Annotated in this window: 21 protein-coding genes and 2 tRNA genes; 18 read left to right on the top strand and 5 right to left on the bottom strand. The window is 42.7% G+C overall.

Annotated elements, in window-relative coordinates; genetic code table 11:
- Positions 1-75: 75 nt before the first annotated feature.
- From AB669_RS17735 to AB669_RS17720, 4 genes are all read left to right on the top strand, one after another.
- Positions 76-1428 (top strand): sialate O-acetylesterase, encoded by a 1353-nt coding sequence (locus tag AB669_RS17735; RefSeq protein ID WP_231582704.1) that lies wholly within the window; start codon positions 76-78, stop codon positions 1426-1428.
- Between the two features lie 127 nt (positions 1429-1555).
- Positions 1556-3778 (top strand): DUF5703 domain-containing protein, encoded by a 2223-nt coding sequence (locus AB669_RS17730; protein WP_231582703.1) that lies wholly within the window; start codon positions 1556-1558, stop codon positions 3776-3778.
- 67 nt (positions 3779-3845) lie between these two features.
- Positions 3846-4634: an SDR family oxidoreductase gene (locus AB669_RS17725; protein ID WP_047800671.1), complete on the top strand. Its 789-nt coding sequence runs from the start codon at positions 3846-3848 to the stop codon at positions 4632-4634.
- A gap of 32 nt (positions 4635-4666) precedes the next feature.
- Positions 4667-5686, top strand: coding sequence for a zinc-binding alcohol dehydrogenase family protein (locus AB669_RS17720; RefSeq protein WP_047800670.1), 1020 nt, complete (start codon positions 4667-4669; stop codon positions 5684-5686).
- Positions 5687-5751: 65 nt separating this feature from the next.
- On the opposite strand, the gene araA is transcribed toward AB669_RS17720, so the two are convergent.
- The 4 genes from araA to AB669_RS17700 form a co-directional block, all read right to left on the bottom strand.
- Positions 5752-7242, bottom strand: coding sequence for an L-arabinose isomerase (gene araA / locus AB669_RS17715; RefSeq protein WP_047800669.1), 1491 nt, complete (start codon positions 7240-7242; stop codon positions 5752-5754).
- A 34-nt stretch (positions 7243-7276) separates the two neighbouring features.
- Positions 7277-7975: an L-ribulose-5-phosphate 4-epimerase gene (locus AB669_RS17710; RefSeq protein WP_047800668.1), complete on the bottom strand. Its 699-nt coding sequence runs from the start codon at positions 7973-7975 to the stop codon at positions 7277-7279.
- Positions 7972-9672 carry a ribulokinase gene (locus AB669_RS17705; protein WP_047800667.1) on the bottom strand — a complete coding sequence of 567 codons (1701 nt, stop codon included), beginning with the start codon at positions 9670-9672 and terminating at the stop codon, positions 7972-7974. Before AB669_RS17705 ends, AB669_RS17710 begins: the two co-directional genes overlap by 4 nt.
- A gap of 170 nt (positions 9673-9842) precedes the next feature.
- On the bottom strand, positions 9843-10067 hold the full coding sequence (locus AB669_RS17700; RefSeq protein WP_047800666.1) for a CDGSH iron-sulfur domain-containing protein: 225 nt from the start codon (positions 10065-10067) through the stop codon (positions 9843-9845).
- Positions 10068-10253: 186 nt separating this feature from the next.
- Between AB669_RS17700 and AB669_RS17695 the strand changes: the two genes are divergently transcribed.
- Positions 10254-11024: an SDR family NAD(P)-dependent oxidoreductase gene (locus tag AB669_RS17695; protein WP_047800665.1), complete on the top strand. Its 771-nt coding sequence runs from the start codon at positions 10254-10256 to the stop codon at positions 11022-11024.
- 285 nt (positions 11025-11309) lie between these two features.
- On the opposite strand, the gene AB669_RS17690 is transcribed toward AB669_RS17695, so the two are convergent.
- Entirely contained in the window at positions 11310-11756 is a 447-nt protein-coding gene (locus AB669_RS17690; RefSeq protein WP_047800664.1) for a hypothetical protein, read from the bottom strand.
- 268 nt (positions 11757-12024) lie between these two features.
- Here AB669_RS17690 and AB669_RS22360 point away from each other — a divergent pair, with 268 nt between their 5' ends.
- The 13 genes from AB669_RS22360 (at position 12025) to AB669_RS17635 (ending at position 24899) form a co-directional block, all read left to right on the top strand.
- The gene (locus AB669_RS22360) at positions 12025-12348 is read left to right on the top strand and encodes a hypothetical protein (protein WP_197082431.1); all 324 of its coding nucleotides are present in this window, start codon (positions 12025-12027) and stop codon (positions 12346-12348) included.
- A 3-nt stretch (positions 12349-12351) separates the two neighbouring features.
- On the top strand, positions 12352-12636 hold the full coding sequence (locus tag AB669_RS22355; protein WP_197082430.1) for a hypothetical protein: 285 nt from the start codon (positions 12352-12354) through the stop codon (positions 12634-12636).
- A 10-nt stretch (positions 12637-12646) separates the two neighbouring features.
- The gene (locus AB669_RS17680) at positions 12647-13801 is read left to right on the top strand and encodes a M20/M25/M40 family metallo-hydrolase (RefSeq protein WP_047800773.1); all 1155 of its coding nucleotides are present in this window, start codon (positions 12647-12649) and stop codon (positions 13799-13801) included.
- 297 nt (positions 13802-14098) lie between these two features.
- Complete coding sequence (gene kdpF / locus AB669_RS22595) at positions 14099-14176, top strand: K(+)-transporting ATPase subunit F (RefSeq protein WP_156166780.1); 78 nt, start codon at positions 14099-14101, stop codon at positions 14174-14176.
- Positions 14177-14211: 35 nt separating this feature from the next.
- Entirely contained in the window at positions 14212-15930 is a 1719-nt protein-coding gene (gene kdpA / locus AB669_RS17675; RefSeq protein ID WP_047800663.1) for a potassium-transporting ATPase subunit KdpA, read from the top strand.
- Between the two features lie 8 nt (positions 15931-15938).
- Positions 15939-17966 (top strand): potassium-transporting ATPase subunit KdpB, encoded by a 2028-nt coding sequence (gene kdpB / locus AB669_RS17670; RefSeq protein ID WP_047800662.1) that lies wholly within the window; start codon positions 15939-15941, stop codon positions 17964-17966.
- Between the two features lie 20 nt (positions 17967-17986).
- Entirely contained in the window at positions 17987-18547 is a 561-nt protein-coding gene (kdpC, locus tag AB669_RS17665) for a potassium-transporting ATPase subunit KdpC (protein WP_047800661.1), read from the top strand.
- 121 nt (positions 18548-18668) lie between these two features.
- The gene (locus tag AB669_RS17660; RefSeq protein ID WP_047800660.1) at positions 18669-19739 is read left to right on the top strand and encodes a porin; all 1071 of its coding nucleotides are present in this window, start codon (positions 18669-18671) and stop codon (positions 19737-19739) included.
- Between the two features lie 66 nt (positions 19740-19805).
- On the top strand, positions 19806-20936 hold the full coding sequence (locus AB669_RS17655; RefSeq protein WP_047800772.1) for a sensor protein KdpD: 1131 nt from the start codon (positions 19806-19808) through the stop codon (positions 20934-20936).
- 32 nt (positions 20937-20968) lie between these two features.
- Complete coding sequence (locus AB669_RS17650) at positions 20969-22717, top strand: ATP-binding protein (RefSeq protein ID WP_047800659.1); 1749 nt, start codon at positions 20969-20971, stop codon at positions 22715-22717.
- 241 nt (positions 22718-22958) lie between these two features.
- A tRNA-Gly gene (locus AB669_RS17645) sits at positions 22959-23031 on the top strand.
- A 67-nt stretch (positions 23032-23098) separates the two neighbouring features.
- Positions 23099-23183 (top strand) — tRNA-Leu (locus AB669_RS17640).
- A gap of 297 nt (positions 23184-23480) precedes the next feature.
- Positions 23481-24899, top strand: a complete 1419-nt coding sequence (locus AB669_RS17635; RefSeq protein ID WP_197082429.1) for a hypothetical protein — start codon at positions 23481-23483, stop codon at positions 24897-24899.
- The last annotated feature ends 21 nt before the right edge of the window (positions 24900-24920 follow it).

Raw genomic sequence — 24920 nt, 5'->3', positions numbered from 1 at the left:
ATGAAACTAAAACTGATAATACTTTTAAACTTTGCCTGCTGCGTTATCGCATCCGCAACCATAAAACCGGCATCAATGTTTACCGATCACATGGTTTTACAGCAGCAAAGTAATGTTGCCATTTGGGGTTGGGCAAAGCCATCCAACAAGGTAAAAATTACCACGTCCTGGAACAAAGAAAGCTATACGGTAACATCCGGACAGGATGGGAAATGGAAAGTTAAAGTGTCTACTCCTGTAGCTGGCGGCCCCTATAACATGGAATTCAACGATGGAGAAAAACTCGTTTTAACGGATATATTGATTGGAGAGGTATGGTTCTGTGGCGGGCAGTCCAACATGGAAATGCCCCTTAAAGGCTTTAAAGGGCAGCCCATTATAGGCTCTAATGAAGCAATCCTGAAATCTGCTAATCAGAATATCCGAGTCTATACGGTTCCGCGTTCGTCAATTACCACACGTCAGGAAAACAGTAAACCTTCACAATGGAAAGCAGCAGCGCCGGAAACCGTTTCAAATTTCAGTGCGACCGCCTGGTACTTTGCAAGGCTGCTGAGCGAAATGCTAAATGTGCCCATCGGCGTAATCAACGACAGCTATGGCGGTTCAACCATTGAAGCATGGATGTCGCCCGAAGATTTAAAACCTTATTCGGAGATTAAAATTCCATCAAAGGGCGATAGCATCAAAGAGGTAAGCAGAACACCTACGACGCTTTATAACGGCATGCTTTATCCTGTCATCGGCTACGGCATTAAAGGTGCCCTCTGGTACCAGGGCGAATCCAACTATGAGCGTTCCGATCGTTATGAAGATTTGTTCCCGGCAATGGTTTCTTCATGGCGCAAAAATTGGGAAAATGGCGAATTTCCCTTTTATTATGCGCAGATTGCCCCTTACAATTATACACAGTTGCCGCCGAACCATATTGGCGGTAAATTTAATTCCGCGTTTTTAAGGGACGCACAACGCAAATCATTAGCTAAAATTCCGAACTCCGGAATGGCCGTTCTCCTTGATATCGGTGAAGAAAAATCGATACATCCGGCTAACAAAAAGCAAGGTGGCGAACGTCTGGCATACCTCGCTCTGGCACAAACCTATGGCATAAAAGGCTTTGGCGCCTACAGTCCAACCTACGAATCATTAACTATTGATAAAAATAAAGCCGTAATTAAGTTTCAAAATGTACCAAATGGCTTAACTTCATTTGGAAAAGAATTAAACTTATTTGAAGTGGCAGGAGCGGACAAGAAATTTTATCCTGCAAAAGCGGTAATCAATGGCAGCAGCATAAGCGTTTCAGCAGAGCAGGTGAAAATACCGGTTGCTGTTCGTTACGCATTTAAAGATTTTGTTACCGGCGAACTATTTGGAAATGATGGTTTACCTGTTTCCTCTTTCCGTACTGATGATTGGGATAATTAATATGTTTTTAATCGCACAGAGAAAAAGATTACAACGTATGTTCACTGGGAACTTAAGTTCTCCTGGAAGACATCTGTGGAGACTGAACCGTCACCTTTTCTTCGTGTTATTTTTGTCCTGTTGGTTGATGCAAAGGGCGACCGCCCAGGAAAACCTGACCTGGACATCTGAAAGCAAAAACGCATCAGAATCGATGCCTGTAGGTGGCGGCGATATCGGTTTAAATCTTTGGGTAGAAAAAGGTGAGCTTTACCTTTACCTCGCTAAAAGCGGTACGTTTGATGAAAACAATACGCTACTGAAGCTCGGTCGCATCAAACTCAGGTTGAGTCCCAACCCTTTTGAGGGGGAAACGTTCAAGCAGGAGCTGATCCTCAAAGATGGTTATGCACGCATCGAGGCTGCAAATCGTAATCTGAATGCGCAAATTAGCGTATGGGCAGATGTTTTCAATCCGGTCGTTCATCTGGATATCAAAGCGAATAAAAAGATTACTGCCTTAGCCAGTTACGAAAGCTGGCGATACGAAGACAGGGTAACCAAAGGCAAGGAAAATAATCAGAATTCATACAAATGGGCGCCTCAGGGCGAAGTGAAAACTTTTAAAGATCAAATTGGTTTCAAGGGTAATGCTGTTCAGTTCTACCATCAAAACAAGGCTCAAACTGTTTTCGATGTTGCGGTAAAACAACAGGGACTGGAAGATAGAAAATCAGAATTATACAATCCGCTAAAAAATGTGATTTTTGGCGGATTGCTCAAGGGCGATAACATGATTCCGGCAGGAATTGATAGCGGGCGATATTTAAATACACCATACAAATCCTGGAAGCTAAAAAGCAATAAGCCTGCAAAGGCTCTAAATCTAACCATCGCTCTAAATACCTTAACCACTGAATCCTTTCAGGAATGGGAGAGGAGTATAACTGAAACCAATACTGAAAACAATCAAACTGCCAGCAAAAACTGGTGGAACGAGTACTGGGAAAAGAGCTTCATTTATATCAATGCCAAAAACGATGAGGCCAACCAAACGGGGAGAAATTATCAGCTGTTCCGATATATGCTTGGCTGTAATGCCTTTGGAAAATACCCGACTAAATTTAATGGGGGCTTATTCACTTTTGACCCTCAGTTAACGGACTCAACCTTAAAATATACACCTGATTTCAGGAATTGGGGTGGAGGTACCCATACTGCGCAGAACCAGCGGCTGGTGTACTGGCCGATGCTGAAAAGCGGTGATGGCGACCTCATGAAACCACAGTTCGATTTCTATCTCAATTTATTGAAGAATGCAGAGATCAGAACGCAAGCTGCATGGGGGCACCAGGGTGCAAGTTATACCGAGCAGTTAGAGAATTTTGGTTTACCAAATCCCGCCGAATATGGCTGGAAACGTCCCGCTGGTTTTAATAAAGGTATGGAATACAATGCCTGGCTGGAGTACGAATGGGATACGGTACTCGAATTCTGCATGATGATTCTCGAAACGGAAAAATACAGCGGTGCCCGGATCGAAAAGTATTTGCCGCTGATTGAAAGTTCGCTCCGCTTTTTTAAGGAACATTATACTTTTCTGGCTAAAGAGAGGGGAGCCAAAACGCTGGATGCAAATGGTTATCTGGTTCTGTATCCGGGTTCGGGAGCGGAAACGTATAAAATGGCCTATAATTCGACCTCAACCATTGCTGCTTTGAAAACGGTTCTGCAAAGTTTGCTTGCCCATCCTGGCTTGTCTGATCAACAAAAAACATATTGGGAGGAAATGCTAAAAACCATTCCTCCGATCACTTTCCGCGAGATTAATGGTCATACAACAATTGCTCCTGCAAAACTCTGGGAACGAATCAACAATACCGAAAGCCCGCAGTTGTATCCGGTTTATCCCTGGGGAATATATGGGATTGGTAAAGCTGGTTTGGACACCGCAATCAACACCTTCAGGTATGATCCGGATGTACTGAAATTCCGCAGTTATATAGGCTGGAAGCAGGATAATATTTTCGCAGCACGACTCGGTTTGACTGATGATGCTGCAAAGTTAACCGCGGCCAAACTAAAAGATTCAGGAAGAAGGTTTCCGGCTTTCTGGGGCCCGGGATTTGATTGGGCACCAGATCATAACTGGGGTGGATCTGGAATGATCGGTTTACAGGAAATGCTGATGCAGGTTGATGGGAAGCATATTTATTTGTTTCCGGCCTGGCCAAAAGATTGGGAGGTTCACTTCAAACTTCACGCGCCTTATCAAACAACAGTAGAAGGAACCTTAAAAAATGGAAAATTAATAGATTTGAAGGTATTACCAGAATCAAGAAAAGCAGATATAAAAATAATGATCGAATGAGTGAGTTTGAATGGTTGAGTAGTAAATTACTCCTTCTATTAATCCCTCATTCACTAATTAAAAAACTATGGATTTACAGTTAAAAGAAAAAGTGATTATCATTACCGGTGCCGCAAAAGGTATTGGTCGCAGCATTGCAGAAGTATTTGCGAAAGAAAATGCAATCGCGGTAGTTGTTGGCAGAAAAGCAGAAGATAACCAGAAAGTGGTTGACGCAATTGCAGGGCAAGGTGGTCAGGCTGCTCAGTTCGTAGCCGAATTATCAAACCCCGAAGATTGTGAAAAAGTAGTTGCAGAGATTGTGGCTAAGTTCGGACGCATTGATGGCCTGGTGAACAATGCGGGTGTAAATGATGGCGTTGGTCTCGAAAATGGAAACTATAAGGATTTTATGGCCTCATTACATAAAAACGTGGTTCACTACTACCTGATGGCTCATCACGCTTTGCCGGAATTAATTAAAAGCAAGGGAGCAATTGTAAACATTACTTCAAAAACGGCTGAAACAGGGCAGGGAAATACTTCAGCTTATGCTGCTGCAAATGGAGGTAGAAACGCCTTAACACGCGAATGGGCAGTGGAGTTGCTGAAATATGGTATTCGTGTAAATGCAGTTGTTGTTGCCGAATGCTGGACACCTGCTTATGAAACCTGGATAGATACGTTACCGGATGCGCAGGCAAAACTCGATGAAATTACTGCTAAAATCCCATTGGAAAACAGAATGACCACTGCTGAGGAGATCGCCAATATGACAGCCTTTTTGATGTCTGAAAAATCAAGCCATACCACCGGCCAGATTATTCACGTCGACGGCGGGTATGTGCATTTAGACAGAGCTTTGGCGAATGCATAATATTCACTCATTCAAAATTCACTCATTAACATATGAAAACCCTTACCTGTACAACGCCCGGAACTTTCGAATATTCAGAAACAGAAAAACCTGAACTGAAGAAAGGCCATTCCATCATAAAAATTAAACGAATCGGCATTTGTGGTACTGATTTACACGCTTTTGAAGGTACTCAGCCCTTTTTCAACTATCCGCGTGTTTTAGGTCACGAGCTTTCGGGAGAACTGGTAGAGGCTGATGGTGCCTCAGGTTTCAACATCGGAGAGGCCGTAACCTTTATTCCCTATTTCAATTGTGGTGAATGTATTGCATGCCGGATGAACAAACCCAATTGCTGTGTAAAAATGCAGGTTTGCGGTGTGCATGTAGACGGGGGGATGCGTGAATATTTACAGGTTCCATCGCTTACGCTTTTACACGGGGAAGGTTTGAGTTATGATGAACTGGCTCTGGTGGAGCCCCTGGCTATTGGTGCTCATGGTGTTCGCAGAGCTGATGTGCATCCCGGCGAATTTGTATTGGTTATCGGTGCAGGCCCGATTGGTTTGGGAACTATGGAATTTGCCCGCATTGCCGGAGGTAATGTGATTGCGCTCGATATTAACGACGACCGACTTGCCTTTTGTAAAGAGAAACTAGGTGTTGCGCATGTCATTAATGCGCTTTCTCCTGATGTACTTCAACAACTTAGCGACATTACCAATGGCGACATGCCAACAGTGGTTATCGACGCAACCGGAAATCAAAAGGCGATAAACAATGCAATAAATTACATGGCCCATGGTGCAAGGTTCGTTTTAATTGGCCTGCAAAAAGGTGATCTGATTTTCAACCATCCCGAATTTCATAAACGTGAATCCACTTTGATGAGCAGCAGAAATGCTAATATTGAAGATTTCGAACATGTGATTAAATCAATGAAAGCTGGTTTGGTAAAGCCAACAACCTACATCACCCATCAGGTGAGGTTTGAAGACGTTAAAGCCGAATTTGAAAGCTGGCTTGATCCGAAAAACGGAGTGATCAAAGCGATGATCAATATGGCAGATTAGTTTTATAAAATAAAAGCCGATAAATAAATTTATCGGCTTTAGGGTATTTGAGCGCGTATGTAATATTATTTGTAGAATACTTCGTTCCAATGCAATTCATTTCTGAACTGATTGATTTTGGTATCCGCACCAATATTGATGTATTCCAAACCTGCAATATTTGCAAAGTCTGATAAATGTTCGGTAGTTAAATTCTGACTGTAAGCCGTGTGGTGTGCACCACCAGCGTAGATCCATGCAGCACATCCGGTTTTCATATCCGGAAGTGGTTTCCATAGCACGCGGGCAACAGGTAGGTTTGGCAAATCATGCTCAGCCTCTACCGCGGTTACTTCATTTACCAGTAAACGGAAACGATTTCCCATATCAATTAATGATGCATTTAAAGCATCGCCGCTACCTACGTTGAAAACCAAACGGGCAGGATCAGCTTTGCCACCAATACCCAGAGGATGTACTTCCAGGCTGGCTTTGCCCTGAGCCAGAGAAGCGTCAACTTCAAGCATGTGCGAACCGAGTACCATTGAATTTGAAGGGTCGAAGTGATAGGTATAATCTTCCATAAAGGCATTTCCACCAGGTAAACCAGCACCCATTACTTTACATGCACGTACTAAAGCAGCTGTTTTCCAGTCGCCTTCACCAGCAAAACCATAGCCATCGGCCATTAATCTTTGTGCCGCAATTCCAGGTAATTGAATCATGCCATGCAGATCTTCAAAAGTATCTGAGAAGCCTTTAAAGCCACCATCTTCCAGGAATTTTCTTAAACCCAATTCGATTTTTGCCGCATCGTAAACCGATTGATGTCTGGCACCACCAGCTTTCAAATCATCAGCCATATCGTAGGTTTCTTCATATTCCTGTAGTAAACCCTGAATTGATTCCTCACTAATGCCATTGATTACGGCAACCAGGTCACCGATACCATAAGTATTTACCGAGAAACCAAACTTCATTTCTGCTTCTACTTTATCACCATCTGTAACGGCTACGAAACGCATATTATCGCCAAAACGAACAAATTTTGCTCCTTGCCAGTCGTTCCATCCAGCTGCGGCCCTCGCCCAGGTATCAATTTGTTTTGCAACCTCTTCATCCTGCCAGTGGCCCACCACTACTTTGCGGTCTTTGCGCATACGCGAAACGATGAATCCAAACTCACGGTCGCCATGGGCACTCTGGTTCAGGTTCATGAAATCCATGTCAATCGTGTTCCATGGAATATCGCGGTTGAATTGAGTGTGCAGGTGCAGTAAAGGTTTCTGTAATACATTCAATCCTCTGATCCACATTTTAGCAGGAGAGAATGTATGCATCCAGGTCATTACCCCGATGCAGTTTTTATCGGTGTTAGCTTGCTGTAAGGTTTCAAAAATCTCCTCAGTAGTTTTCACGATCGGTTTATATACTACCGATACCGAGATGCTGCCATTCTGGTTTAATGAATCAGCAACCTGCTGCGCGTGATCAGCCACTTGTTTTAAGGTTTCTTCCCCGTACAAATGTTGCGTACCAGTAATAAACCAAACTTCTAATTTTTTTAAATCAATCATTTTTTATTTGTTTAATTGCTTAACTTCTTATTTGTTATTGTCCGTAATAGGCTCCGGCACCATGTTTACGCTCATAATGCTTTTGAACCAATGATTCCTTCAGCTTTGGTGCCTGCGGATTGATCTGCTCCGTTAACAAAGCCATCTGCGCCACTGCTTCCAGAACGGCACTGTTGTAAACGGCTTTTTCAGCGGTCTTACCCCAGGTAAAAGGTGCATGGTTGCCTACTAAAATCATTTCAACCTCTTTGTAACTCAAACCAAGGCTTTCAAAATGATTCATGATCTGGAAGCCGGTTTCATATTCATAGTTTCCTTTAATCATAGCATCCTCCATAGGTGGTGCGCAAGGAATATCAACTGTTAAATGGTCTGCATGAGTGGTTCCGAAAATAGGAATTGCTCTTTGCGCCTGCGCCCATGCCGTACCATAGGTAGAATGGGTGTGTACAACACCTCCTATGTTTTCCCAGTGTTTGTATAACACGGCATGGGTTTTTGTGTCGGACGAAGGACGTAAATCACCTTCAACGGTGTTGCCGTCAAAATCCACAATTACCATCTTCTCTGGTGATAAATCCTCGTAAGGTACACCACTAGGTTTGATGGCAAAAACCCCTTTAGCGCGGTCGGCTGCACTTACGTTACCAAAAGTGAAAAGCACCAGGCCTAGTTTGGGTAACTGCATATTGGCCAGGTAGGCCTGTTCTTTTATATCCTGATAGTTGCTCATGATAGATAAGGTTTAACGTCTTTCTTGTTGTAGCGCTCCAGGTAACGGCCTAAACCAAGGTATTGCTGATAATGCATTCTGTACATTTTCTGCTTTTTAATATTTGGTTTGTATTCCTTCTCAAATCCTGTTCCCATTGCTGCCATAGCCTCTTCAATTGTTGGGTAAATACCCGCTGCAACTGCGGCAAACATAGCAGCACCTAAAGCACAGGTATGTTCAAAACGGTGTATCCTGATGGGCATTTCTAAAACATCCGACATCATTTGCATAATATAGGCTGATTTTTTAGCTACACCACCAATACCGATAATTCCTTTTACCGGAACGCCCTGTTCTTTAAAGCGGTCTACAATAGCCTTGGCTCCAAAACAGGTTGCTGCCGCCAGTGCACGGAAAAAACGAGGGGCATCGGTGCCTAATCCTAAACCGGTAATCGCACCTTTAAGTTCCTGGTTGGCGTCTGGCGTTCTCCTGCCGTTCAGCCAATCAATGGCCAGCTCGGCATAGTCTTCATCTTCCAGCGCTTCCGCCTGTTTACTAAGGTTAGCAATGATTTTGCTTTCCAGTTCATCCTTTAAAGCCATGGCTGTTGCCTCATCAATGAGATTTGATTCGGTAAGTAAATGATTTAAAGGCCAGCTGATCAGATTTTTAAACCAGGCATACACATCACCAAAAGCAGATTGCCCTGCTTCTAAACCCGCCATACCCGGAATAACCGATCCATTTACCTGTCCACAAATGCCGCTGATTAGTTTTCCATGTAAATCCTGATTAGGGGCAACAAGAATATCACAGGTACTGGTGCCCATTACTTTACTCAGGTAATATGGCTCAATCTGACCGCCAACGGCACCCATGTGGGCATCGAAAGCACCAACACCGATTACAACATCAGTAGATAAGCCAAGTTTATCAGCCCATTCTTCACTCAAAGTGCCCGCGGAAACATCTGAAGTATAAGTATCTGCAAATAATTTATCTCTAAAACCAGCTAAAAGCGGGTCAAGGCTACTAAAGAAATCCTCCGGAGGTAATCCGTTAAATTCCTCTGCCCAAAGTGCTTTGTGCCCAGCCGCACAACGACTGCGTTTCATTGCTGCTACATCTTTGCCGCCACAAAGCAGAAAAGGTATCCAGTCGCAATGCTCCACCCACGATTGTGCTCCTGCTTTTATAGATGAATCTATTCTTAAAATCCGCAGTAGTTTAGACCAGAACCACTCTGATGAATAGATTCCACCAACATACTTCAGATAATTCGTTTTAAATTTGGTCGCATGCTCATTGATTTCTGCGGCTTCCTTTACTGCGGTATGGTCTTTCCAAAGTACAAACATGGCATTTGGATTTTCCTCAAAGCCCGGAGTTAACGCAAGAGGAGTACCGGAAGCATCAACCGCAACAGGACTTGATCCCGTGGTATCGACTGAGATTCCTTTAACCGAGGCTGCAATTTCTGATCCGCCGGCCTTTGCTAAACAATCTTTTATGGTATGGGTCAATCCTTCAATATAATCTAAGGGATGTTGTCTGAATTGATTGATGGATGGTTTACAATATAGCCCTTTTTGCCATCTTGGATAAAGGAAAACGGAAGAGGAGATCTCTTTGCCGTCGGTGGCGTCAACCAAAACAGATCGCACTGAATCCGTTCCGTAATCGACACCAATTACATAGTTTGCTTTGCTCATAACAGTAAATAATCGTCTAATTAACGTTTATTTATCCGAAATGCAAAATTTATATAAAAATTTTAATCCACAGATGTTTAAAGAACTCAAACAGCCTGGTGAAATTTTTCGTGGTCACAAAAAAGCCACGTTTTAAAACGTGGCTTCTCAAAATATCAGTTTAAACCCGGTTATACTTTCTTTGGAGGCAAATCAAATGCAATAGCTTCATGCTCGAAATGACCTTTATGTGCTCCATCGCAAAATGGTTTGTTTTGTGATAAACCACAACGGCAAATCGATAATACATCTCTTCCTTGTAAACCGTAAGTGTTTCCGTTTTTATCTACAATTTCGAAATCCCCCTCGATTTTTACCGACCCGTTGTTATTGATTGTAAGTTTTGTTTTTGACATTATGTTTTGTTTGTATGAAGCAAAATTAAGCCTTAAAAATTACATATTGATCCTTTGATTGTAGTTTAGAAACGTTCTCAATCTCGCATCTCCTCTCTACAAGCTCAACCTCAGATATCCCCAATTTCAGTTCTTTCAAACATTTTGGCTGAAATCGCATTTATCCTATAGGAAAAATTATACAGGATGAGTCGTTTCGAAAATAAAGTAGCCCTAATTACAGGTAGCAGTCAGGGCATTGGTGCAGCATGCGCATTGAGATTAGCTAAAGATGGCTGTGACATCGTATTGAACGGCCATAAATTTGATGAAAGGGGAGAAAAGCTTATTGCTGAAATAAACGAGATGGGACGTAAGGCGGCATTTGTAGTAGCAGATTTAAGTCAGGCAAATGACGCTATCCGTATGGTTGAAGAGGCTGTAAATCAATTTGGCAGGCTCGATATTCTGGTTAACAATGCCGGTGTGGAAAAGAATGCGGATTTCTGGGAGGTTACTGAAGAGGATTACGATCTCGTCATGAACACCAATCTTAAAGGTGTATTCTTCGGCATTCAGTCTTTTGTAAAGTATTGCAGGAAGAACAGTGTTGAAGGGGTGGTGATCAATATGAGTTCAGTACACGAGGAGATTGTTTTTCCGCATTTTGCAGCTTATTGCGCAAGCAAAGGTGGCTTAAAAATGCTTACCCGAAACCTAGCAACTGAACTTGCCCCTTTCAATATCAGGGTAAATAATGTTGCACCGGGAGCTGTTTCTACGCCAATTAACCAGGACTTGCTAAACAATAAAGAGGAACTGGAACGAGTGATCAGCAATATCCCTTTACGCAGAATGGGCAGGGTAGAAGACGTGGCCGGTGTTGTTGCATTTCTGGCTTCAGATGATGCTGCATACGTAACCGGCTCTACCTACTTTGTAGATGGTGGATTAACATATCATTATGAAGAACAGTAGCTTTTTGAGCGATTATTTTACGGAAATCTTGGGATAGGTTTTACAACCTTAACTTCCAGGATTGAGGTACCATTAAGGCACAGCAACCTAATACAGCTAGTGGTATCCTAGTGGTTTGCTAGTGGTCTGGTAGTGGTCTGCTAGCCATAAACCACTAGAAAACCACTTTCAGATTGGTAATAAGGCCTTTTTTGAGCGGTAAATGCCTGCCGCATAGCAAATCCGTCACTTTATCTGTCCTCATCCAACAAGTTTCGAAGAATTATCTCTTTTTTAAGCAGTTGATCAAATGCTATTTTCAAATCCTGATTTTCTAAGACTTCTCCTAAACAACAGAAATTCTACGGTGGTTATGACTAGGTAAGCGATAGGAAAATAGACCAGGTTGGTCAACACACTTGTGTGGGCAGCATGGTAATCAGTTACCAGAACAGGGGACAGGTAAATGACCAGCGCAAGTGCCGGTCCCGGGAAGCTTAATAGTGAGAAGTAGAAATTGTTCCTGATTTTCCTGTTCAGATTCAGAAAAAAGGTCAGTGATGAAATCAGCATTAATATCAAGTATATAAACGAGATACCTAAATTCAATATCAATTCTATAACACCCCAGAACTTTTCGAACAGATTTTGTTCGGATGCTGGCGTTTGATGGATCACGATCCTGTAGGTGATGTATAACAGTATACTGCAAATTAAATTAATAAGCCAGTATTTAACTATAATTTTATTCATTGCCTTCTATTATTTTTAAATATTCCTTATTGATGCGTGTATAATATTAAAGAAAATATACCCTCCGATCAATTTTTTAATTTTTCCCCCATTCTGTTCTATCCTATCAAAATGGCAAAGAACCATATCATTATGATAGGGTAGGATAACTGTTCATTTTTGTCAAATAATAATTAAAGGCTTTTAAGTATCCCTACGCTGATGTTTTGGTATCTTTTTTAACCGGGGCATTTGAATTGTAATGCTGTTGCCATGAAATTTAAAGATCATGGATAACCAGATTATTTTTATCCGTATCGCCGACGAATGCGATACGAAGTACGTTGACGAAATTATTGAGGAGACCTATCTCAGTGCGATTGCCAGGAAAACCGGAATTGCGAGGCGGACCTTTGCTGCAGTAGCAGAAAAGATAGCCGCTGGCAAAGCAGTAATAGCGGTTACCAGTGGTGGAGAATGGGTAGGTTTTTCCTATTTTGAAACCTGGGAAGACGACCGGTTTGTTTCCAATTCCGGACTTATCGTAGCGCCGCGATTCAGGAATTCAGGTGTTGCAGCAGCTATTAAAAACAAGGTATTCAAACTTTCCTGACGATTGTATCCCAATGCAAAAATATTCAGTATCACTTCCGGTTCAGCAGTGATGCACATGAATGCTAAACTTGGCTTCCTGCCAGTGGCCTTTTCCGAGATTACTCACGACTACCTTTTCTGGGAGGGTTGCAAATCATGTATGAATTATGATATCCTGGAGCGCAAAGGAAAGTGCAATTGTCTCTGTACAGCTATGCTTTTCGATCCGGCATATTCCCTTCATAATCCAACACCGGTTTCCCTGGAATCCGGGAAATACAAACAAACAACATTTTCAAATAACTAATAGCCACACAATGAATAATAACCGGATTAAAACAGCAGCGGGAGTTCCCGACCTGAATTCCCTTTACCAGCAATCTATTGATCTGCTTGCAAACCTGATTGCTACACCATCGTTTAGCGGAGCAGAAGATGCAACTGCAGAAATCATCACCTCATTTCTAAATGCCCGGGGTGTAAATACCATTAGAAAATACAATAACGTATGGTGTTACAACCGGCACCTGGATCTTTCAAAACCAACTATTCTATTAAACTCTCATCACGATACGGTACGTGATAATAACCAATACACTATGGACCCTTTCCTTCCACAGGTGATAGATGACAAAATTTTTGGCCTGGGTAGTAATGATGCCGGAGGATCTCTGGTTGGTTTAATCGCTACTTTTCTTCATTACTATCCTATGGAGGGCCTGCCATTCAACTTATGCCTGGCCGCTACCGCAGAGGAGGAAACTTCAGGTGAGAATGGCATACGCAGCATTTTAAAAGATCTTAAGCCGATCGATTTTGCAATAGTGGGTGAACCAACCGGAATGCAAATGGCCATTGCGGAAAAAGGATCAATGGTGATCGACTGCAGTGCAAAAGGAAGAGCTGGCCACGCAGCAAGAGAAGAGGGCGACAATGCGATTTACCATGCGCTTAAAGATATTGAATGGTTTAAAACATATCAATTTCCAATCATGGATGGAGCGCCTGTGCCTGTCAAAATGAGCGTAACTGAGATTGGGGGCGGTATTCAGCATAATATTGTACCTGTAGAATGCCATTTTACGGTTGACATCCGTTTTGACCATAATTATACAGAGAAGGAAATTATCAATACCAATATTAATCATACTTCCAGTTATTTCAAGATCCGCACTAATGTATTAAAGCCATCTCATATCGATTTAACACATCCCATTGTGAGAGCCGGACTTTCATTAGGACGTACTACTTATTTCTCGCCTACCAGTTCAGATCAGGGCTGGCTGGATATGCCATCTGTAAAAATGGGACCGGGAAATTCTGCCCGGTCTCACACAGCCAATGAATATATTGGTATTGATGAGATTGAGGAGGGAATTAACATCTATATTAACATGTTAGCGTCTCTTCAGTTCCCTGAAGAGCAAACTGATCTAACGGGATTTCCAATTCCGGCGATTTATCATGGCTAAAAGGCGGATGCCCTTTATTTTGAGGGATACGATAGCCCAGATACTCACCATTTCAAAATGGAAATCACCATACCAAAATGGAAGGGTTTTTTAACTGATTACTTTCCCCGGAATAAAGTATGTCAATTTATCTAACTGATTTATAATAAGTTATGTGGTGTATGTCTTTTATGGTACACCAATGGATTAAGCCCTGTAAAAAGCAACAAATTATGACCGTACTACTCTTAATCATCCTCCTGCTGCTCTGCGGCGCAAGTTACAAATCAATTGATTGGTTCGAAAAAATCTAATATCATGATCACATTATTCATCATCGCTGTAGCCGTATTCATCTATATGATTTACGTGCTGATTAAACCAGAAAAATTTTAGTCCTGCCTTCTTTAAAGGCATTAACAAATTAAAAAATGAACACTGAATTAACCGGCATTATTGCCACCTTCCTGCTTACACTGATCATCGCTATTCCACTTGGAAAGTACCTGGCCAAAGTGTTCGCAGGAGAAAAAGTCTGGACAGACTTTTTGAAACCCCTCGAATCTGGAATCTTTAAGCTTTCAGGAATTGACATCAGGGAACAAATGAACTGGAAACAGCAAATGAAAGCGCTGATGACCATTAACCTGTTATGGCTGGTCTATGGATTTTTCGTTCTGATTTTCCAGGATAAGCTTCCTTTTAATCCAGACGGAAATCCGGGTATGACGCCAGATCTGGCTTTTAATACCATTATCAGTTTTGTGGCCAATTGCAACCTGCAACATTACTCGGGAGAGAGTGGTGTAAGTTACCTGACCCAGCAGTTTGTGCTGATGTTTCTGCAGTTCGTAAGTGCCGCCACGGGTATAGCTGCTGCAGTAGTTTTATTTAAAGCTTTCAAAGATAAAACCTCTACCCAGCTGGGTAACTTCTGGGAGTTTTTCGTGAAATCAATTACCCGTTTGCTGTTGCCCCTGGCAATAGTTGTAGCTTTAATATTAACGTTTAACGGTACGCCTGCAAGTTATGATTCCAAGGATCAGTTCATATCCGTTCAGGGAGACACCGTGAATGTGTCCAGGGGCCCGGCAGCACAATTTATAGCCATTAAACATTTGGGAACAAACGGCGGCGGCTATTTTGGCGCCAACTCCGCACATCCATTTGAAAATCCAAACTACATCACCAATACAGTAGAAGTAGTTTCGCAAACCATTATCCCCCTGGCTATGTTGATTGCTTTTGGATATTTCATCCGCAGAAAGAAACTGGCATGGACAATTTTTGGCGTAATGACCATCGGACTTTTCATGCTGCTCGTACCTACTCTAAATTCAGAGCTCGGGGGAAATCCTGAACTGGCCAAAATGGGTATTTCACAGGCGAGTGGCGCAATGGAAGGGAAGGAAGTGCGTTTAGGGCCTGCCGCAACTGCCTACTGGAGCACACTAACCACCGTGATTTCTACCGGCTCGGTAAATGGTATGCACGATAGCACGATGCCTCTCACCGGACTATGGCAACTGCTCGCCATGATGATCAACTCATTTTATGGTGGATGCGGTGTAGGGTTGCTGAACTATTTTATTTACCTGATCGTAGCCGTATTCATATCTGGGCTGATGGTAGGTAGAACGCCTGAATTTCTTGGACACAAGGTTGAAGCAAGGGAAATAAAAATTGCCGCGATTATTACCTTGTTGAGCCCGTTTTTGATCCTTGCGGGTACTGCAATATCTAGTTTTGTATTTACGGACCATGGCGCAGCTGAATGGGCAGTTCAGCCTAAAAACTGGCTTAACAATCCCGGCTTTCACGGATTTTCTGAAATGCTTTATGAGGTGACCTCTTCCAATGCCAACAATGGTTCGGGTTTCGAGGGCCTTGGCGACAATAACGTATTCTGGAACGTGCTAACCGGTGTAATTATATTTCTCGGTCGCTTTCTTCCGATTATTGGTCCGGTAGCGATTGCAGGATTACTGGCAGCAAAGAAGTTTATTCCTGAGTCTGCTGGTACCCTTAAAACCGATACCAAAACCTTTGCCCTGATGACTTTTGCCGTTATCCTGGTACTCAATGCACTTTCATATTTCCCCGCCCTCGCCTTAGGTCCGTTGGCGGAATATTTTACCATGCTTAAATAGACATATCAATGAAACCCAATAATAAATTGTTCGAGCCTGCCTTAGTACAGACCGCACTAAAACAGTCATTCATCAAGCTAGATCCAAGGGTGATGGTTCGCAACCCGGTGATGTTCACGGTGGAAATCGGTACCCTGGTAATGGCTTATGTTACCATATATTCGGTGAGCCATACCGGACAAGGTGCTCCAATATACAACTTCTTCATCTTCCTGATCCTGCTGCTTACCGTACTGTTTGCAAACTTCGCCGAAGCAATAGCAGAAGCCCGGGGCAAGGCACAGGCCGATAGTCTGCGTAAAACCAGAGAGGAAACACCGGCTAAAGTACTGCTAACCGGAGGAAAAATCGAAATCCGTTCATCTAACCAGTTGCAGAAAGGCGATGTGTTTGTTTGTGAAGCGGGTGATACGATCCCTACCGATGGTGAGATTATCGAAGGTATTGCCACGATCGATGAATCGGCCATTACAGGAGAATCTGCTCCTGTAATCAGGGAGTCAGGAGGCGATAAATCATCGGTAACGGGCGGTACCAAAGTGTTATCCGATGAGATTAAAGTTCAGGTAAGCACCGCTCCGGGCGAGAGCTTTTTAGACAAAATGATTGCATTGGTGGAAGGTGCTTCACGTCAGAAAACGCCAAATGAGATTGCTTTAACGATACTACTTGCCAGTTTTACATTAGTGTTTATTATCGTTTGCGTCACGCTGAAGCCTTTTGCTGATTACGCCAATACACCGATCACCATTGCTGCATTGATTTCCCTGTTTGTATGCCTGATTCCAACAACCATTGGTGGCTTGCTTTCCGCAATTGGTATTGCTGGTATGGATAGGGCATTACGGGCCAATGTGATCACCAAATCGGGCAAAGCGGTAGAGACTGCAGGCGATATAGATGTGCTTTTACTGGATAAAACCGGTACCATCACCATTGGCAACCGGAAGGCAACCAATTTTTATCCTACAGAAGGTGTGGATCCCAAAACGTTCGCAGATGCCTGTATTTTAAGCTCGCTGGCCGATGAAACGCCTGAGGGGAAATCAATTATCGAACTTGCAGGCGAACAGGGTTTTAAGGTTATGGCCACACCAACAGGGTCGGCCTTTATCAAGTTTACTGCAGAAACGCGGTCGAGCGGACTGGATACGGCCGAGGGCAGACGCATCAGAAAAGGCGCTTTCGATTCTATCCGCAATATGGTAGAGAAGGCTGGAAATATATTTCCATCGGATATCGAAAATCACGTAAAAGCCATCGCTACCAATGGGGGAACGCCGCTGGTGGTTGCTGAAAACGAAAAAGCAATGGGCGTAATTGAACTTCAGGACATCATCAAACCGGGAATTAGTGAACGTTTTGAACGCCTGAGAAAAATGGGCGTAAAAACAGTGATGGTTACCGGAGACAATCCCCTCACCGCAAGATACATTGCGGAGAAAGCTGGTGTTGATGATTTTATTGCTGAAGCTAAACCAGAGGATAAGATGAACTACATCAAAGATGAGCAGGCACTTGGAAAACTGGTGGCGATGATGGGCGATGGTACCAATGACGCGCCTGCATTGGCCCAGGCAGATGTTGGGGTAGCCATGAACAGCGGTACACAGGCTGCAAAAGAAGCAGGGAATATGGTTGATCTCGATAACGACCCAACCAAACTGATTGAAATTGTGGAAATTGGAAAACAGCTACTGATTACGCGTGGTACGTTAACTACCTTTTCAATAGCCAATGATGTGGCAAAATATTTCGCCATTGTTCCGGCCTTATTCATTGCTTCTATCCCGGCGCTTCAAAGCCTGAACATTATGGGACTGAACAGCCCTGAATCTGCAATACTTTCGGCCGTGATATTTAACGCGATTATTATTCCGATCCTGATTCCGCTGGCGCTGAAAGGAGTAGCATACAAGCCAATAGGTGCAACAGCACTTTTGCGTAGAAACCTGTTTATTTACGGAATTGGAGGTGTTGTAGCACCCTTTATCGGCATTAAATTAATTGATTTATTGGTTGGCCTTTTTGTTTAAGGCTTTTAAAAAATATAAAAATGAAAAAGTACATCATTCAATCCATCCGTTTAACAGTAGTACTACTGGTACTGTTATGCATCGTTTACCCCATCAGTGTAGCTTTTATCGGTAAAATGGCTAAAGGCAACGGCGGTGGTGAAAAAATAATCAGAAATGGTAAAACCGTTGGCTATGCACTGCTTGGCCAATCCTTTAGCCGTCCGGAATACTTCTGGGGCAGGCCTTCGGCTGTAGCTTACAATGCCGCAGGTTCGGCAGGGTCTAACAAGGGGCCGTCAAATCCCGATTATCTGAAAGAAGTACAGTCGAGGATTGATACGCTGATTAAATATAATCCGGGGATTAAAACATCGGATATTCCCGCGGATATGGTAACGGCCTCTGGTAGCGGGCTTGATCCAAATATCTCCGAGCAAGGGGCAGCCATTCAGGTGGCCAGGGTAGCAAAAGCCAGAAACGTAGATGAGCAAAAAGTGAAAGACCTGGTAGCCATGAATACGCTGAAACCTTTTCTGGGCCTTTTTGGTCCCTCATCAGTAAATGTACTTAAACTTAACCTGGACCTGGACAAACTTTAAATGCCTTTCAGCTGCCCGTTTATGCGCGTTTGCCACAACAAAGGGACGGGCAGCCACGAGGTGAATAATTAACAACAAACAATGCAAGCAGGCTAAGCCCTGCCTGAATGAAGATTACGATATGAAAAAAATATTATTGTTAGCCGCAGCCTTAACCGCCGGTTTTTTAACAAAAGCACAGGAAGAATCAAAAATCAAAATTTCTGGCTATCTGGAAGCTTATTATGGTTACGACTTTAATCAACCCGCAGATCATAACCGCCCGGCGTTCATTTATTCGCATAACCGCGCAAATGAAATGAACTTGAATTTAGGGATGATCAAGGCGGCATATGATAACGGCAACATCCGTGCAAACCTGGCTGTAATGGCCGGAACCTATGCTAATGCCAATCTTGCCGCAGAACCCGGTGTATTAAAAAATATATTTGAGGCCAATGCCGGAGTAAAACTTTCCAAAACGCAAAACCTTTGGATTGATGCCGGTATTTTTTCCTCTCACATTGGTTTTGAAAGTGCCGTTTCAAAAGACTGCTGGGTACTTACGAGAAACATTTCTTCGGAAAATACCCCGTATTACGAGTCGGGAGCAAAAATTACCTACGGTACAGCAGATGGCAAGTTCACAGTTGCGGGATTTTATCTTAACGGATGGCAGAGAATTACCAGACAGAATGGAAACGACAAACCTGCTGGTGGTGTGCAGCTTACCTGGAAACCTACTTCAGCCATTACCTTAAATTATAGCAATTATATTGGCACGGAAGGTGCCGACTCGGTAAGGGTGAACCGTTTTTACCATAACGTTTATGGCATATTGCAGGTAACAGACCAGTTTGGTGTAACGCTGGGATTTGATTATGGTACCCAACAGGTATCGAAAGGCAGTACTAGCAAAAACAAAGTGCTGTCGCCGGTGGCTATTGTGCAATATAAATTTGCCCCTAAATGGGCGCTTGCCGGACGGTTTGAGTATTATGAAGATCAGAATGGTATTTTCATCGCCACCGGAACTCAAAATGGTTTTAAAACGAAAGGCTATTCGCTCAATATCGACTATTCGCCGGTATCAAATGCAGTTCTACGTTTAGAAGGAAAAACCTACGACAGCGAAGACAAAATATTCATCAGAAATACCGGGGCTGTAAATGCCAACACTACGCTTACTGCCAGTATTGCTGTCTCATTTTAATTAAACACATTACATCGCCCGGGTATTTTATCCCGGGCGTTATTGATTTTAAAGGATGGTATTGCAATGGAAGAAGAAAATAAAGAAACATCCGTCAGGCATTTTCTGGAGCTTATCAAGAAATCGAGAAGGGGTAAGCTGAAGATCTATATCGGTATGAGCGCTGGTGTAGGTAAAACGTACCGTATGTTGCAGGAAAGCCAGGCACTCCTGCGCAACGGCGTAGATATTTGTATTGGTTACGTCGAAACACACAACCGTGCCGAAACACATGCGCTTTTAAATACCATTCCCCTTATTCCAAGGAAAAGTATTTACTACAGGGGTAAAGAGATCGAAGAGATGGACCTCAAAGCGATACTGAACCGCCATCCTGAAGTGGTCATTGTTGACGAACTTGCGCATACGAATGCAGAAGGTAGTAAAAATGGCAAACGCTGGCAGGATGTTTTAGACCTTCTCGAAGCAGGCATCAGTGTCATCTCCGCTGTTAACATCCAGCATCTTGAAAGCATCAATGAAGAGGTACAAGCCATCACAGGTATCGCGGTTACCGAACGCATACCAGACAAGATTTTGGAAGCCGCGGACGAAATTGTCAACATTGACCTTACGGCGGATGAACTGATCACCCGTTTAAAGGAAGGTAAAATTTACGATCAGAGCAAAATTGAAAGGGCATTGGGGAACTTTTTTCAGTCGGATAAAATTCTCCAGCTGCGCGAACTGGCGCTGAAAGAAGTCGTGCATCAGGTGGAACGAAAGATACTGAGTGAGATTCCAAAGTCCATCAAGTTGCGGCCAGAAAAGTTTCTTGCCTGTATTTCATCCAATCCGGAAACAGCGGGGGTGGTAATCCGTAAAACGGCCAGGCTCGCATCGTACTATCGTTCGCCCTGGATGGTGTTGTATGTGCAAAGTGACAGCGAAAGTATGGAACGCATTAAGCTGGATAAACAACGCCATCTCATTAACCACTTCAAGCTCGCCACCGAATTAGGTGCCGAACTTGTTAAGATAAAAAGCAATCACATTACCCAAACCATCATCGATATGGCATCACAAAAGGAAGTCACCACGATTTGCATAGGAAAACCACATCTGAATATTTTTCAGGTGATTTTGAGGACAGCTATTTTTAACGGACTGCTTAAAAACCTCGCTTCAAAAGATATTGATCTGGTGATACTTTCTTAAGTTCGCATACGCGTTTTAAAATAACAGCCAACATGAAAATAAAAACAAAACTGCGCCTTGGCTTCGGCTTCCTTTTCCTGATTGTTCTTTCCTTCGGACTGATCGCCTTGTTCTTTCTTAATGAGCTTTCTGACAAATCAAAAGTGATTCTGAAAGACAATTATGAGAGCCTGAAATATGTAGCAGCCATGCGTTCGGTACTGGATGAAAATAGTATTCCATTAACAAGAACTGCAAAAGATAAGTTTGAAGCAAGCCTGATTCGCGAAGGCGCAAATATTACAGAGCCTGGTGAAGCGGATGCCGTTAAGGAACTGGAGCTTAGCTACAAAAGACTGGCGGAATCGCTCACAGACAGTGATCGGTTATTTTATCTTAAAGGTTTACGGTTGGCTTTGCAAAAAGTTGAAGCGCTCAATATGAAAGCAATTTTCAATAAAAATGAGCGGGCTAACGAAACTTCGGGAAGGGCTAACCTCTACATTGCCCTATCGGCAACAACCTGCTTTTTAATTCTCTTTACCTTTATTATAAACTTTCCGGGTTTTGTAGCCAATCCACTGGCAGAGTTTAGCGCGGCCATCAGACAGATTGCCAATAAAAACTATAAACAGCGGCTTCATTTCGACAACGATGACGAGTTTAGTGCGCTTGCGATATCTTTCAACAGCATGGCTGCCAAGCTTAACGAATGGGAGAACAGTAATCTTTCAAAGTTAAAGAGCGAAAAGCTCCGCATAGAAGCGATCATTGCCCAGATGCAGGATGCGATTATTGGTTTGAATGAAAAAGGTGAGGTGTTGTTCATGAATGCACTTGCCTCTAAACTAATCAATGTGGATGAGAAAAGCGCTATTGGCCAGAATGTAAATGATCTGGTGAAGAAAAGCGAACTCCTTAAACGGATATTGACGCCCGACCCGGACCGTAAACCACTGAAAATTTATGCCGACGACAAAGAGTCCTATTTCCAGCTGGAAAACCGGGAAATTGTGATTCCGAATTTTGAGGTGGGGCAGGAAGATACGCTGATTGAATCTTCAAGATCGGCAGGAAGTGTGTATGTACTGAAAAACATTACTCAATTTAAGGAACTGGATGAGGCCAAGACCCATTTTATTGCAACGGTATCACATGAATTGAAAACACCGCTCTCTTCTATCAAAATGAGTCTTAAACTCCTGGATGATGTTCGGGTGGGTGGAATGAATCCGGAGCAGAAAGAATTGATACATCACATCAGGGAGGATTCTGACAGGTTGCTTAAGATTACAAGTGAACTACTGGATCTTTCGCAGGCGGAGACCGGAAATCTTAAACTTAATTTTGCGCAGGTGAAGCCCTTTGCAATTGTAAATTATGCACTGGACGCAGTGCGCTTTCAGGCGGAGCAAAAAAACATTATGCTGGAAGTCAACTGTGATCAGCAGTTACCTGAAGTAAATGCAGATATCCAGAAAACGGCCTGGGTGTTGGTGAATTTCCTTTCAAATGCGCTTCGTTACAGCTCCGAAAAGTCGAAAGTAGTACTCGATGTGGTGCAGCTGTCGTCATCAATTCAATTTTCGGTGCGCGATTTTGGGAAAGGTATTGATGAGAAATATCAGAAAAGACTCTTCGAAAGGTATTTTCAGGTGCCTACAGATGGTCAGAATAAATCAGGTTCGGGATTGGGATTGGCGATTTCGAAAGATTTTATTGAAGCTGAAAAGGGGAAGATCTGGGTTGAAAGTGCAATAGGAGAGGGAAGTTTGTTTTTGTTTACGCTCCCGCTGGCTTAAGATAATTTGAAAGATTTTGTTGATTCGTGGCTTGTAGAAGCATCAAAACACACGACGCATTGCTTTTTAAACAGGTTTGTATTGCAAATTATAGATTTCCAGCGGGTTATAAACTGTTGGTTTGTGTTTTAATAAGGGCTGGTAAAATCGCTTAAAAATATTTTAAAAATTATTTGCGTAAGAGAAATTTATATTCCTATATTTGCAACCCCGAAGGGAACACAGCGATTGTGTTAATCATGCGAAAGTAGCTCAGTTGGTAGAGCACGACCTTGCCAAGGTCGGGGTCGCGAGTTCGAATCTCGTCTTTCGCTCTAAATGCCTTCCTACCAGGAGGCATTTATTTTTAAGTTTGGCCTCCGGTTTCGGAAATAACCAAATGCTCAGATGGTGGAACTGGTAGACACGCAGGACTTAAAATCCTGTGCCCTTAACAGGCGTGCGGGTTCGATTCCCGCTCTGAGTACGCAAATCGAGTTATAATCCCTTCATTTATGAGGGGATTTTTTTTTGTTATGGATTTTCGCGACACTAATGGTCTTCTATTCACCAGTTATTTATTGTAAAAACATCGGATACAATATCAAAATACGCTAAAGAAAATCAATTATTGGATAATAAATAGGATTTTTATACCTTTTTCGTTAGAATTTTCACCCTTATTTTTCTGCTACAAATTTCAATTTTGAACAATGCGTACTACCGCGCATTATTTTATAATGAAATCAGTCAACCAACTTTAGAAATTAAAAGTATGAAAAACATGAAAAAAAGGACATTAGTAGCTTTGATACCAGCAGCCTTAATTATTTTACCCTATCTCTCATGCAAAAAAGCAACAGTAGTAACAGAAGAACTACCAAAACTACAGGCAAAATCTGAAATTACTTCAAGGACGACATCAAGCTTTGTTACAAATCCTAAAAATCTGAACATTGTAATGTTCGTGCCAACCGATAATCCTGCACTGCCTGATTACAAAACCAGATTAACTTCCCTGTTTGTCCATTTTCAAAGCTGGTTACATACCGAAATGTTACGCTATGGATATGATAAATACCTCGGACTTTCAAAGGTAGATTCAACAGGTTTGGTCAGGTTCGTCGAAATTCCTGCTGCCGGGCCGCAATCCGATTACCCATACGGTTCGGGTAGTAAGATATTAGCTGAAATTAATACTTATAAAGCTGCTCATCCAGCAGAATTTTCAGCTTCTTCACATACGCTGATTTTGCTTCCTGAACGAACTGATGGCGGTGGGCAGCCGTTTTATGGTTCAGGAAAAAACTGCTTTGCACTCGACAACGCAAATATGACAGTTGATAAAATCCCTAACGCCAGTTCCAATTATATCGGTGGAATGCTGCATGAATTGGGCCACGGGTTGAACCTGCCACATAATCATGCTAAATATGCATCTGAAGAACCATCTTTGGGTACGTCATTAATGGGCTCTGGGAATATAAGTTTCAGCAAGGGCCAGCCTACGTTCTTATCCGAAGTTGATGCTGCAATATTAAACCAGAACGAGGTTTTTCAGAACACTATACCGTCTGGTGCGGCCTATGAAAGTGCAACTGCAGGTATCAGTTTGAGCGCCGCTTACAATAGCACTGCTCAAGCCATCAATTTAAGCGGAACCTTTACAAGTAATAAAGATGTTAGCGATATTTTGTTTTACATGGATCCTGATGCAAATGGTGAAGGATTTGGCAGCAATACCAACTATAATGCGGTTGCCTGGCGCTTTAGCCCAGGTGCCGGCAATACGATTTCCGGAACAATCCCTTTAAATGAGCTGTATTACAAAAACAATGAATCTTATGAATTGGAGGCAAAATTATTGTTGAAAAACGGCAGCGTAGTTGTTCAATCCTATCATTTTGATTTTTTGGGAGGAACTCCACAGATTGGTTTAGACAAGTCAGCTAAGTTTTATCAAAATGCAAATTATGGGGGTTACGGGGTCTCACTTCCTCCCGGAGAATATACTACCGCTAACTTGCTGGCTTTAGGAATCCGAGATAATGATGTCTCTTCAGTTTCCTTTGGATTCGGTATTAAAGTAATCATGTATGATGGCGATAACTTTACCGGCAGCAGTACAACGCTCACTGCCGGTAGTTCTTATGTTTCTAAATTCAACGATAAGGCTTCATCAATTAAAGTGATTGAATTGTAGAAAAAAGAGGCTGCTACACGT

The organism is Pedobacter sp. BMA, from assembly GCF_001027745.1.
Classification (GTDB): Bacteria; Bacteroidota; Bacteroidia; order Sphingobacteriales; family Sphingobacteriaceae; genus Pedobacter.
Note: the sequence above shows the minus strand (reverse complement) of the source record. Positions and strands in the feature narration are given on the sequence as shown.

Coding starts and splice junctions, on each gene's coding strand:
- AB669_RS22360 (WP_197082431.1), top strand. CDS start 12,025: ATGGATAACCAGATTATTTTTATCCGTATCGCCGACGAATGCGATACG.
- AB669_RS17700 (WP_047800666.1), bottom strand. CDS start 10,067: ATGTCAAAAACAAAACTTACAATCAATAACAACGGGTCGGTAAAAATC.
- AB669_RS17655 (WP_047800772.1), top strand. CDS start 19,806: ATGGAAGAAGAAAATAAAGAAACATCCGTCAGGCATTTTCTGGAGCTT.
- AB669_RS17650 (WP_047800659.1), top strand. CDS start 20,969: ATGAAAATAAAAACAAAACTGCGCCTTGGCTTCGGCTTCCTTTTCCTG.
- AB669_RS17725 (WP_047800671.1), top strand. CDS start 3,846: ATGGATTTACAGTTAAAAGAAAAAGTGATTATCATTACCGGTGCCGCA.
- AB669_RS17695 (WP_047800665.1), top strand. CDS start 10,254: ATGAGTCGTTTCGAAAATAAAGTAGCCCTAATTACAGGTAGCAGTCAG.
- AB669_RS17635 (WP_197082429.1), top strand. CDS start 23,481: ATGAAAAAAAGGACATTAGTAGCTTTGATACCAGCAGCCTTAATTATT.
- kdpC (WP_047800661.1), top strand. CDS start 17,987: ATGAAAAAGTACATCATTCAATCCATCCGTTTAACAGTAGTACTACTG.
- AB669_RS17660 (WP_047800660.1), top strand. CDS start 18,669: ATGAAAAAAATATTATTGTTAGCCGCAGCCTTAACCGCCGGTTTTTTA.
- AB669_RS17735 (WP_231582704.1), top strand. CDS start 76: ATGTTTACCGATCACATGGTTTTACAGCAGCAAAGTAATGTTGCCATT.
- AB669_RS17680 (WP_047800773.1), top strand. CDS start 12,647: ATGAATAATAACCGGATTAAAACAGCAGCGGGAGTTCCCGACCTGAAT.
- AB669_RS17720 (WP_047800670.1), top strand. CDS start 4,667: ATGAAAACCCTTACCTGTACAACGCCCGGAACTTTCGAATATTCAGAA.
- kdpB (WP_047800662.1), top strand. CDS start 15,939: ATGAAACCCAATAATAAATTGTTCGAGCCTGCCTTAGTACAGACCGCA.
- araA (WP_047800669.1), bottom strand. CDS start 7,242: ATGATTGATTTAAAAAAATTAGAAGTTTGGTTTATTACTGGTACGCAA.
- AB669_RS17730 (WP_231582703.1), top strand. CDS start 1,556: ATGCAAAGGGCGACCGCCCAGGAAAACCTGACCTGGACATCTGAAAGC.
- AB669_RS17710 (WP_047800668.1), bottom strand. CDS start 7,975: ATGAGCAACTATCAGGATATAAAAGAACAGGCCTACCTGGCCAATATG.
- AB669_RS17690 (WP_047800664.1), bottom strand. CDS start 11,756: ATGAATAAAATTATAGTTAAATACTGGCTTATTAATTTAATTTGCAGT.
- kdpA (WP_047800663.1), top strand. CDS start 14,212: ATGAACACTGAATTAACCGGCATTATTGCCACCTTCCTGCTTACACTG.
- AB669_RS17705 (WP_047800667.1), bottom strand. CDS start 9,672: ATGAGCAAAGCAAACTATGTAATTGGTGTCGATTACGGAACGGATTCA.
- kdpF (WP_156166780.1), top strand. CDS start 14,099: ATGATCACATTATTCATCATCGCTGTAGCCGTATTCATCTATATGATT.